Annotated in this window: 7 protein-coding genes; 4 read left to right on the top strand and 3 right to left on the bottom strand. The window is 60.9% G+C overall.

Features of this window, described 5'->3' with window-relative positions; all coding sequences use genetic code 11:
- Nucleotides 1-107: 107 nt before the first annotated feature.
- Complete coding sequence (locus JR065_RS07395; protein ID WP_206233383.1) at nucleotides 108-350, top strand: hypothetical protein; 243 nt, start codon at nucleotides 108-110, stop codon at nucleotides 348-350.
- 154 nt (nucleotides 351-504) lie between these two features.
- Here the strand turns inward: JR065_RS07395 and JR065_RS07390 are convergent, their stop codons facing one another.
- On the bottom strand, nucleotides 505-2,205 hold the full coding sequence (locus JR065_RS07390) for a hypothetical protein (protein WP_206233382.1): 1,701 nt from the start codon (nucleotides 2,203-2,205) through the stop codon (nucleotides 505-507).
- 510 nt (nucleotides 2,206-2,715) lie between these two features.
- Here JR065_RS07390 and JR065_RS07385 point away from each other — a divergent pair.
- From JR065_RS07385 to JR065_RS07375, 3 genes are all read left to right on the top strand, one after another.
- A protein-coding gene (locus tag JR065_RS07385; RefSeq protein ID WP_206233381.1) for an IS3 family transposase occupies nucleotides 2,716-3,860 on the top strand; the annotation gives its coding sequence in 2 pieces (ribosomal slippage) (nucleotides 2,716-2,986 and nucleotides 2,986-3,860; 1,146 coding nt in all).
- A gap of 358 nt (nucleotides 3,861-4,218) precedes the next feature.
- A complete protein-coding gene (locus JR065_RS07380; RefSeq protein ID WP_206233380.1) occupies nucleotides 4,219-5,136 on the top strand; it encodes a hypothetical protein in 918 nt (305 codons plus the stop codon).
- Between the two features lie 495 nt (nucleotides 5,137-5,631).
- A complete protein-coding gene (locus tag JR065_RS07375; RefSeq protein WP_206233379.1) occupies nucleotides 5,632-7,593 on the top strand; it encodes an AAA family ATPase in 1,962 nt (653 codons plus the stop codon).
- A gap of 390 nt (nucleotides 7,594-7,983) precedes the next feature.
- Here JR065_RS07375 and JR065_RS07370 read toward each other — a convergent pair whose 3' ends face one another.
- Both JR065_RS07370 and JR065_RS07365 read right to left on the bottom strand, forming a co-directional pair.
- Nucleotides 7,984-9,429 (bottom strand): hypothetical protein, encoded by a 1,446-nt coding sequence (locus tag JR065_RS07370; protein ID WP_206233378.1) that lies wholly within the window; start codon nucleotides 9,427-9,429, stop codon nucleotides 7,984-7,986.
- Complete coding sequence (locus tag JR065_RS07365) at nucleotides 9,407-11,962, bottom strand: hypothetical protein (RefSeq protein ID WP_206233376.1); 2,556 nt, start codon at nucleotides 11,960-11,962, stop codon at nucleotides 9,407-9,409. The genes JR065_RS07370 and JR065_RS07365 overlap by 23 nt, the downstream gene beginning before the upstream one ends.
- Nucleotides 11,963-11,997: the final 35 nt, after the last annotated feature.

Raw genomic sequence — 11,997 nt, 5'->3', positions numbered from 1 at the left:
GTCGGCGAACTCAGGTTGTCTATGATCAAGCGTATTAATGGAATGGCGACTATACGGTGCGCTGTGGATTAGTCGTATAACCGGACTTGCTATTACAAGGAATCTCCATGCAGCTTTTTGACTTACTAAAGGCAGTCCAGGGCGGGGCGCTTGCCTTCGATGAGCACGATCACAGATTCTCGGACATTATTCGCATCTTGGACAATGAGGGGGCAGGGGTGCTAGAGGCCTCCATCCGGATCATCACCACCGAAAGAGATGGAGAGCTCGGTCGCTGCACTTCGGTCATCTGCAAGGGCCTCTCACAGTATGGCTATCAACTTCTGGATGATCTGGCCGGTAAGACCTAACAATGCATTCAAGCCGATTCCGCTTCGCGGCACCGCTTATTCAAGGGTTAGGAGGCTAAGGAATCACAGGATTTTTGAGTGTTTTGAATGCCTCCCACGTACAGACTGCTCAGGAGAAATCGACATGCCGGCACTTGCTCAACTTCTCCGGAGCCTACCCTAAACTGTGGCCGTCGTGATCCTGTGTCCTCGGGGTCGGTCTGAGGGTCAAGCTGACTCCTCGTTTTCTCTCTACCGCACGATAGCCACGGCGCTTAAGCGGCTCCATAATGTTCTCATGTCCCAAATCATCATCGCCCAGGGATACGACGATCATGTAGTCGGGCAATGAAGTTGCTCCCCCGACCGTCAGCACATCGAGAGGGGCGCCGCCGACTGGAACTTCCTTACCTATTCCGTTGGCTGGCGTGCACAGGCCAAACGCAACAAAACACGCAAACTCCCACCCTTCGTCCTGCGTGGCTACCCGGATGGTCGGATCCTTCATCGCTGTGCCGCTCAATTGGCCCGCATTCACGAAATGCTGGACTGATGTGACCGTTGGTAGAGGCGTGGGGGTGGTGCCGTTGCCTGCGTGGTAGAAGAGGAAAAAGTCCCTCTCTGCCTCATTCAACTTCTGCAGCTGCGTCCTTTTGTTCGGACCGGTAAGTCTGCTGCCAATATTGGCGCGGCCACCTTCACTAACCTTTGCCTGCAGCAACGCAACTTTGTGTACATGTAGATCACCGACGTTCAGTCGGACCACGAGGCCAACATCAGCTCCTGTGGTAGCCTCTGGCTTGAGCCCGGCCAGCTGAACAATGCCGAGGTTGACCCTGGCGCGCGGATATCCCAACTCAAGAAGTTGACTTTTTGCCTTACCAGAGAGCTTTCTATCCAAGCCGCCAAACAACACTCCGCTGAGGTAGTCCTCATGAGCCTTTGCCTGATGTTGCCTTTCGGCGAAAAGCTGGCACTCCTCTAGAAATGCCCAGTACAAGACCCATTGGACCGGCTCCACAAGTGCAGTGGTGGGTGCAACACATCCGGGAAGTGCATGCCACTGATCGGCTGGGGATTGACGGCCTTCCATTGCACTTATCCATGCCTGAGCGCGGCATCTGCTTCTGGCAAGATTCAGCGATGGTCCAACAAGTCCTGGATAGCGCGCAACAGCGTTAAAGCCATAGGACTTGACGTTGATAAGCTTGAAGAAGGCATTGCACTCCGTCTCCCATTCCTGAAGTCGAGCTCTGGAAGGAAGCGCTTGGAAGGAGACCTTTGCCATCGTTTCAGCGACGTCGTTCCACCGGCAGTTCTTCGCATCCACTGCGGCAACGGCCAGCAAGGATGCTGCGTCCTTGGCAAGCCACCCGCCGCGGTTGATGGCGTCACCCAGGGGGGCAAATTTCAGCTCCAGATCAGCATCAGCTTGACGATGTAGTGCCAGTAAATTTCGCGCGCTTTGGAGAGATTCTTTGCATGCTTCATGGGCAGCGTGCTGGTCGGCTCTTCGCCTGGACTCCGCTTCACGCCGCAGAACTTGGTCGGGTGCCTGCTGTTGCTGGGTCGCGGCCGCAAGATTACGGGTGGCTTCGCTGACCCTGCGCTTCGCCCCCCAAATCAAGGCAGAGCGCTTCCACCAAGATAACCCCCTAATAGCGTCACGCTCCCTAACCGCAGCCGCGAGAGTCTCGTGTTCGGCGTGGAGATCTGAACGCAACAGTTGTGCAACGCTCCTAGGCTTCTCGTCTGGTGTCGCGTCCAGATTGGCTTGGGCCTGATCAATACTCGCCTGAGCGGTAGCCTTTGCATTGAAGACTGCCTTTCGGATGAGCTCGAATTGAGCGGCGCACTGGGCTCGTAAACTGGTCATCCTTTCGTCCTTGTGGAGGGCGTGGCCGCAAGCAAACACATGGACATATCGGCAGGACCTGGGGATTCTGAAGTTGTAGATACGCCTCTTGCTCCGCACATCCATTCTTGTGCGGCTCGATTCTCGGCGGAAGATGAAGAGAGGTCTGCGGCCCCATCCCTACTTTAGGACATGGGTGCCACGCCCCCGGCTGGGCTCCGGGCGGTGGTGATGAAGTGGAGACGCAGGGCGTTATTACGCGCGCGTTCGCGAATTTCGACCCCTTGACAGGGGCTGGTAGCGCGGGATCGCGTCATGCCGTTGGTCACGGAGCAGCCGCGCAGGACAGCTACACGATGACACGGGCTCTGCAAGCAATCCTGACCCTCGATCAGCTCGCCTTCTATACATAGGCGCCCTTGCAAGGAAATCACGAGGTGCCGCATAGGACGGCATGTCAGGTTGTCCTGGTCTAATTCTCGTGAACACCTCGATAGGGGATGATCATCCCCAACGAGGAACGAGCCCGACATGACATCCCGCCCGCGTAGAAACTTCGATACCGCCTTCAAGCTGCAGGTGGTGCAAATGATCCGCGACCAAGGCCTGAGCGTGGGCCAGGTATGCCGCGACCTGGATTTGGTCGATAGCGCCGTACGTCGCTGGCTGGCCCAGTACCAGGCTGAGCAGGCCGGCCAGCCGGGACAAGGCCGGCCGTTGACCCCCGAGCAGCAACGCATCCGTGAATTGGAGCGGGAGAACCAGCGGCTGCGCGAGGACAACAGCCTGTTAAAAAAAGCATCGGCCTTCTTCGCCCGAGAACTGAAGTGATCCAGCAGGTGATCCAGCAGTGGCAGGAGAAGGCCCAGACCGCCCGGCTGTGCCGGTTGCTGGGCGTGAGTCGTTCGGGTCTGTATGCGGCCCACCGGCGGCGGTCAGCCCCACGGACTGGCGCGCTCGCGGCAGCGCTGCAGGCCGCCTTCCAGGCCAGCGGCGCCAATTACGGTAGCCGGCGGTTGAGCGCCAGCTTGAAGGCCCAAGGCCTGCCCGCTGGCCGCCACCGGGTCCGCCGGCTGATGAAGCACCATGGTTTGAAGGCGCGCTGGAAACGCAAGTTCGTCCATACCACCGACAGCCGGCACGACTTGCCCGTGGCCGCCAACGTCTTGGACCGGCGCTTCAAGCCCGCCGCTGCCGATCAAGCGTGGGTGGCCGACCTCACCTATATCCGCACCGAACGCGGCTGGCTGTATCTGGCCGCGGTGCTGGACCTGTACTCGCGCAAGGTCGTGGGTTGGGCGATGGCACCGACCATGACGGCCGAACTGGTGTGCACGGCGTTGCAGATGGCCATTGCCTTGCGCCAGCCCAAACCCGGGCTGATCGTGCACACCGACCGCGGCAGCCAGTACGCCAGTCAGGCCCATCGCGACCTGCTGGCCCGCCATCGCCTGATCGCCAGCATGAGCCGCAAGGGCAACTGCTGGGACAACGCGGTGATGGAGCGGTTCTTCCTGAACCTGAAAATGGAGCGCGTCTGGCAGCGCCGCTACGCCAACCCCGCCGAAGCCAGTGCCGACATCACGCACTACATCGTCGCCTTCTACAACACCCAACGGCTGCACTCCACCCTCGGCTATCGATCACCGGCCGACTACGAGAACGCGGCGACCTGAAATCCCCTATCGCGGTGTCCACTAAAACTTGACCAGGACAGGTTGGCTATGTTCAAGGCCGCCCAACGACCAAGTCCACCGATTGCGGTCGCCCGTGAAGGGCCTGTGCTGGCCGGTAGTGTGCGTTGAGTAGAGGATGGGGTTAGGAATGTCTATTGGGGGTAGAGCGGATGTCGGCTTCTGGCCGTAAGCGGACATCAGAAGGGGGCGATCATTAGCCGGCACCCACCTCGCTACCACGACGACGCGTGGACATTCGTCGCGCAGGTGACGCCAGCGATCAGTCCCCGCGCAAATGCTCAATGCTCTAGTTGACGAGTGCGCAAGGCGCTCTTAAAGTCGAATTAACGCGCCATTCATGGAAATCTACGATATGCCAGCTGATGACATCTACGTAACGCCAGTGATCCACAGCGTCCTTCAGGAAGATGCGGGCCTCACCCTCACCGTTTCCGGATTGACGTCTAGGAGCGAGAAGACGGATCTGAAAACGGCATTGGAGCTGGACCTTCAGAATCCAGTCGTCGTTGCTTTGGCGTCGATGGCGCAGGACTATCTCAAGAATAAGCAGCTGCGCGATACCCTCCAGCGTCATGAGCAACGGATCATTGCCGCTATCATGGCCATGGTGAATGAGCTAAAACAGTACATTCGGGAAGCGCTCGACGAGGTTGTGATTCGAGATGTCCAGGCCCGCGTGCAAAGTGCGTTTGACAATCTTCGTGCGTACGGAAACGCTACTGGCCCAAGCTCTGAGTACCGTCTTCAGTTTGCCGAGCAGGATTGTCGGTACGCCTTAAATCGTCTTCAACCGTTTGGACTGAAGGCATTTCCGCAGTTCTTTGCCGCGGCCAACGTGTACTTCCTTGTGCTCGTAGTCAGGACGAACGAGATCGATAGACGGGAAATCGAGAACGTCAGATCGCATGTCGAATTGGCGAATCGCATCCTGGGCGAGCAGGCCAGTGAGCTGATGGCGAAATGGGATCGAGTAATTGCCGGCGTGTCGCAGATCACCACTTCAAGTCGATGTGGTTGCCATCAGTGTGATTGTACATACTTCGAGGCAAGTTTCACCGATAACGGTATGCGTCATAGTCGGGGCAAGAACGAGGATTCTGAGGGGCCGCTCAAGAAGATCAGAGAACTTCGCGCGGAAGTGCTAGCCAAGCATAAGACCATGAAGGAGGGAGCTGAGCGTGAGGTGGTCGTGCCGATCGCCGGGGCGGTTCATCAGTGGCGATCTGTCTTGTTGCAGCTAGAGTCTCCCGCCTAAATTGCTTGCTCTAGTTCCATCGAGCTCCGATTTCGATGGGTGCCTCCATACGGTGGTCTTCTGACCACTGCGGGTGCTCCCACCTTTCGCCGGACGGGCCGACCAGGCAACGTCCGATTTCGACACAAAGCAGACGCTGCTACTGCGGTGCGCGTGTTGATAACGACGGTGTTTGTCCTGGACGCGCAGCGTCTGGACCGGTCTCGGCTCTAGCTGGATGTCGACAATAGGTCGCGTAACCGAGCGCTGCGTCCCCGCTTCGGCGGCGCGGTTCGATCGGCTTGTCGCGGCCCGGATGCTGCGTCAATACCGGTACCGGCAATGCGACCGAACCGCAGTTGCCCATTGCGGCGCGGGCCGTACGTTACAGCGACCGGTGGCCGGCGGCGGGTTGGGAACCCCACACCGGCATGGGGTGCGGATGTGACGGTCGTCACCCCCTTGAATCCGGCGCATCGTCCTCCAGATCAGTCCAAACCCTTTAGGCGCCGCGCAATGAAGCTGATTTCCGCCCATATCACCAACTTCCGGTCCGTCGACGACAGCGGAAGCTTCGAGATTCATGGCGTGACCTGCCTGGTCGGCAAGAACGAGGCGGGCAAGAGTGCCGTTCTGATGGCTCTTGCCGCCCTGAACCCGCACCCGGCGACGCCGGCGGTGCTCGATAAGGAGCGCGACTATCCCCGTCGGCATCTGACCGCTTACGACCAGCGTCATGGCGGCGAGGCCGCTACGGCGATCCAGACCACATGGGAACTCAGTGACGACGACATGTTGGCGATCGAAGGCGAGCTTTGCGAAGGCATCCTCAGCTCCAACCGCGTCCAGATCTCCCGCGCTTATGCGCATGACGTGTCGATTGATCCGCCGATGGACTTCAAGATTGGCCTCAACTGGCTCTACGACAGATTCCAACTCGATGAGGCCGATCGGGCGCGGGTGGTCAAAGCTGATACGAGCTCGAACCTGGGCACGCTTATCGATGGCCTGGACGACCGCAGCGATGCCCTGGTGCAGCTTCGGAAATACCTCACTTCGATCGGGTCGTTGACGGCCGTGGTGAAGGCGCGGATCAAAGCTTTGCTGCCTCGCTTCATGTATTTCTCGGCGTACGACACCATGTCCGGCGCGATCCAGATTGAGCAGACGTTGCAGCTCCGCAATAAAGGCCAGCTGCAGCAGGACGATTACCGCGGCGACCAGCTATTCGTTGAGTTCCTGGACTTCGCCGGGGTATCGCTGAACGAGATCACTGGCGTGCAGACGTATGAGACGTTCAACGCCAAGCTTCAGGGCGCGTCCAACAACATCACAGATCAGGTCATGGAGTACTGGACGCAGAACCCAGACCTCGTGGTCAATGTCGACATTTCTCAAGCCCGCCCTGGTGATCGCCCACCGTTTAATACGGGCACCGTGGCTCGGGCGCGTATCTACAACCAATTGCACCGCGTCGATACGCCGTTCTCCGAACGCAGCGCGGGTTTCGTCTGGTTCTTTTCGTTCTTGGTGAAGTTCGCGCAGGTCAAGAATGACGAGCACCCTGTCGTACTGCTGCTGGATGAGCCGGGCCTGACGCTACATGGTAAGGCACAGGCGGACCTGCTGCGCTTTTTCAAGGAGAAGCTCGCACCTCACCACCAGGTCGTCTATACGACCCATTCCCCGTTCATGGTCCCAGCTAACGACTTGGCGTCCGTGCTCGTCGTCGAGGACCAGGTCGCCGAACGTCCCCGGCGCACGCCATTGGGAACCAAGGTGCGCTCGGACGTGCTGAGCCGCGATGCCGATACGCTGTTTCCGTTGCAGGGCGCACTCGGTTACGAGATCACCCAGAGCCTATTCGTCGGAAAGAACACCCTGCTCGTCGAAGGCCCGGGCGACATCCTCTACATCCATGCCTTCAGCGAAGCACTGCGCAAGCGTGGACGACAGGGCCTGGATCCGCGCTGGATAATTTGCCCGGCCGGGGGCATCGACAAGATCCGCCCGTTCGCATCGCTCTTTGCCGGCAATAAGCTCAACATCGCGGCATTGTCCGATCAGGCGGCCGGTGACCGAAAGAAGATCGAGGATCTCAAGCGTGCCCAGATCCTCAAGTCAGGGCAGTTCTACACGGTGGCCGACCTACTAGATCGCCCGGAGGCCGACATCGAGGACCTGTTCGACCCCGAGGTGTTCGCGACCGTCCTCAACGATACGTACGGACTGGAAGGCGAGCTCCGGCTCGACCCGCCCAAGCTTGAGGCCGCCGCGCCCGACACTACGCGACTGGTCAAACGCGCCGAGAATGCCTTCAAGCTGATGCCCCCGGAGGTGGCAGAGTTCGACCATTTCGCGCCTGCTGCGTGGCTACTGCGCAACCCTAAGGTGCTCGACGGCAAGTCCGCTCCCGTGACACGGACGCTTGACCGGGCCGAAAAGGTGTTCAAGGTATTTAACGACCTGCTGGATTGATGCGTTGAAGCACCATGCGCCTTCTCTTGATAGCTCTTGGTTGACTGTGTACTCGCAGAGACGGGCGGCCGCGACTGCTTTGTGCTGCGCTCGGCATGCTCGAAACGATCGTCGGGCATAGAGTTGTTTCTCAAACTGCGTACGCCGCTCCTAATGAGTCGCCGTTCGACCTCAACCAACCCACCGGTGCTGGTCCGCACACGTCTGCTCCTGGCTAGCGGCGGACATTGACGGAGAAGGGGATAAGACTGATTTATCGGGGGTAGGGAAGGGGACTTTTCGACCCATAGCGGACATGGGCGGAGCACGCCATCACTCGCTTGCGGTTACCCAGCTTGCAGAACACACTTAGGCTGACACTTCACGCATGAGAGCAAAGCCGATGCGTGCTCAGCGCGATAACGCGCTCGGTCGAGCCAGATTGCCCTGGATCACCAGTACGCAGATCGACACGGCGCCGTGTGCATGAGTGCGGATGTCAAGCAGCGTTTCTGGCGGCACCGGCGCCGTCTTCTTATCGCTACTGTCGAGCACACACAAAATTGCCGTGCGCTTGGATTTGGCTACGGCATAGCTAGCGGTTTGGGCGAGGAATGGTTCGCACTGGTCGACAGAGGTGATCAGCGTGTCGACGACTTTCAGTTCGATCGGTATTCCGCGCAATGACAAATCGGTGATGCCGCCGGCGGCATGGGCGTGTTCGTCCAGATCCGCGCCTATCGGTGGGTGGCGACGCAACTCTGCGCGCACGTGGCGTTGAAATGCAGCTTCGTCCCATTGCCCTTTAAACTCGGCGTCCTGAACCGCGCGGCCAGCCAAATTGCAGAGCGTGGCGAGCACGAGCAGCGCATCGGCAGTTTCCGCTTGCGGCACGCCCGGGCGGCGACGCAGCGCCTCCCGAAGTGCGAACAGCGTTTGGTCCAGCCCTGGGTAACCGCAGATCTGTAGCTTCGTGACGTCGGCACCGTCCACGATCAGCGTGCGGTGTCCTACGACGGCCACCGGTTGATCCCCCCGTTCAGGGATGAACTCGGCCGTGTATTTGAACTCGAAGGGGCGCGCCTGCATGCCTTGGGGTAGCAACAAGGCGGCGCGACCACTTTGCCGCATCGTGTACGGCGCCTCGCCGTCAGGCTTTTCGAACTGGAAGCTGGGGAAGTCATAGGTGGACTTCGGCTCGACGGAGATCGGCGTCAGCCGCAGCTCTCGCTTGTCTTGCGGCCAGCGCGACACACGCACTTCGATCTCAAGATCGTGAACCTCTCGCGCCACCAGCTGGTGTACTTCCGCGGCAGGTTGGCCGTCGAACTGGAACTTCAAGAACGCCACGGTCAGGTCGACCAGCGGTTCCTCTTTCGGGGCAGCCAAGTCCGCCTTGATGGCCCAGTCCGGTCGTATCGGCTGCGCGAAGATGCCGATGGGCAGCGGCACGGCGGTCAGCGCCCGGGCGATGTCGGCGACCTGATTAGTCGATTCCAGGCTTGCCAGGCCTTGTGCGGCTGCACACAGATCCGCCGCGGCATCGCTGTGGCCGTAGTCTTCCAACCATAGGCGATGACGCTCGCGGGCGCTGCGCAGATACCGATCGGCATCCGGCTCGGCGTCGAGGACGGCCCGGCGCCAATGCGCCAACATGTCGACAATGCGCACGACGCCGCCGAAGGCGTTGTATGCCGTTGCGGCCGCCGCACTCGACAAGGCCACCGACACCGAATCCAGGGCCACAGCCAGCGCCTTCAGATCATGCGGCGGCCACTGGCCCTGGGCGATGGCCGCCAAGGCCTCCACGGCCTGCAGGCGCGGCTGCAAGGACTCAGAAGAGAGGGAATTTTTCATCGTTCTCAAACAATTGTGCCAGCTCGGCGTCGGTCTGCATCCAGGCTTGACCCAAAGCCAAGGCCTCTTCCAGTTGGCGCTCGCTGATCAAGTATTCGAAGCAGATACGGCGCTCGAGCTGCTGCGCCTGCAGTCGGCGCACACGTTCGCGCACGGTGTCGGGGAAGGCGGCCACATGCAACGCGGCGACCTGCGTTGCGCCCAACCAAGCGCGATCGCGCGAGAGGAGCTCCACGAATGTGCAGCACAACTGGAGGTTGGTTGGGTCGGTCGCTACCGCCTCCAAAATCGCCGGCACGTGGGGTGCGCACGCGCCTAGGGGAAGATCCGCCGCCAGTTCCAGCGCATGCTCGAGTTCGTAGTCTTCCCGGGATTGGGCGACCCAACCTAACACCAACGCTGCCCATCCATCGAGGTGCTGAAACTCCCTGAGGAAGTATTGGTGTCCGCTACGCAAGAGCACCGACGGCTCCAGCTCCGCGATCAGGGCCAGCAGGAGCTGGCCCTGCTCCTGGGGCATAGGGCCTTCGCCTCGGTACATCGCCACCTTCGCCTCGATGCACTCGAGCAAGAACTCGGAATCATTGCCATGTCGATAGGCGACGATGAGGTTATCCAGGGCGGCGGCCACCAAGCGGTGGAAATGGGCCGGAAGCCGAAGTCGCCCCAGCGCCTGCACCGCCGCCTTGTGCACGACAACGTAGGGATCGAAGAGCATCAGAACCAGGCTGTCGGCGACCAGGTCTGGCAGATCGGCGAATCGCTGTCTGCCGATGTCCTTGAGTGCGTCGGCGGCCGCGGCGCGGCCGACGACCGAGGCACCGACCATCGCGCCGTACAGGTAAGGCAGCATGGCCTTGAGCCCGGCGCTGGTCGCGAGCAGCGGAGCGATCTCCCGCACGATCGCCGCCTCGAACGAGTCGCCGAGCAGGCCGCGCTGGCTGAGAAACGCCTCAAAGCGGGCCAGTCCCTCGGCATCGGCGAGCGCGCCTTGGATGGCCAGCTTGAGCAGCGCAGCACGCAGATACCACAGATTCGAGCGACGGTTGGCTTTCTCCATGTCCGCCAGCGGATGGGGGGGCGTGAGGACGCTGGGCTTTGGCTCTGGCACCTGCAGCTTGGAATCGAGTACTGCGGCGGTGCCCAGCAGCACATCCATCGCAGCCTTCGCGGCCTGTGCGAGCGCGGCACTCGGATGTCGAAATGCGCTCAGGACCTGCTGGGTGACCTCGCTGTTGTCCGAGGTCCCCGACAGCGCCGCCAGCCGTCGAATCGCCACGACGAACGCATGGGTGTGGGCCGGCCCGACGACGAGCGGGGTGTCACGAGTGCGATGCGCGAGACGCAGCACGTGCTCGTAGACTCCCGCCACGCGACCTTCGCCTTCGTCCGAGGCACTCTCGAACTGGCGCATTAGTTCTTCATCTGCCAAGTCGGGCGCGGCCAAGAAAGCACTGGCCAAAGCCACCTGGAGGTCATGGGCGATTTTGCGCAGCTCGGAGTCGCGCTCGATCTCGACCAGAACGTCCAGCCGGGACAGGTGCCCCGCCAGCGGACGCAGGAAGGGGCGGATCCAACGCTCGCTTCGAGCGATCAGCTGGCCCATGGCCCGGGTTGTCACGCCTACCCGGAGTTGATCGCGGCGTGTGAGCAAGGCGAGCAGGCCGCGCTCAACGGCCTCGGGAAAGCGATCCGCCAATTGGGTTAACGGTTTCGAATCGCCATCGTCGTGGTGCTGGTGGCCAAACTCCGAACGAGGTGGCGTCGCGACGTACGCCAAGCCGATGACCGCCTCGGTGACGTCGGCGGCATCGATGTCGTCCAGTCGCTGCGTAACCGTCGCGGCGGCGAGATCGAGCGCATACCCCTGTCGCAGGCATTTCATCGCACAGCGGACCAGTCGAGGCTGGTCTGGCGTGTCGGCCAGAAGGGTCATCCCGACCGCATCCAGCCAGTGGTCGTCACCTTCTAAGACCGAGAACAGGTATTCGGTCAGCGCGGGCACGAGCATTTCCGGCGCTAGGCGGGCGCTCTCGATAACGCGGGTCGCCGCCTCGTCATTGCGATCGGCATCGAGCCGATCCAGATCTTCCATGAAGGTCTTGGCCAGGACCGGCAAAATCGTCCGCAGCTCGGCGCGGACGGCTACGCGGGCTTCCAGCGCGGCCTCCTTGGTGCGTTGCGCTTCCTGCTTACGCGTCTGTGCATCTTGGCGATCGGTGTCGCGTTGCGCCACCAGCATGGCGAGGTTGGGCAACCCGACCGGCATGCGATGCGGGCAGCTCACGCAATTGGCGTCATGGAAGCGCACCGCGGATTCTTCCAGTAGCCAGGTCGCCATCCCGGAGGCCGGAGCGAAATCGCAAACCATGGAGTGGTGTCCGATGGGCAGGCCGGTTTGCATCTCGATCATGCCCGTGCCGCCGAACTTCTGCACGCGGGCATGACGGCACCAGTTGTGGATCAGGCGTTTGGCTTCCTGGTTACGCTCGCCATCCCGGATCGTGCGCTCGATGTCCAGATCCCGACTCACCCAATCGCTCCTGTCACGATTGCCTGTTTCCCTGG

Origin of the sequence: Xanthomonas sp. (assembly GCF_017163755.1) — a bacterium.
GTDB lineage: Bacteria > Pseudomonadota > Gammaproteobacteria > Xanthomonadales > Xanthomonadaceae > Xanthomonas_A.
The sequence above is the reverse complement of the archived record's forward strand: the minus strand, read 5'-3'. Positions and strand labels throughout refer to the sequence as shown.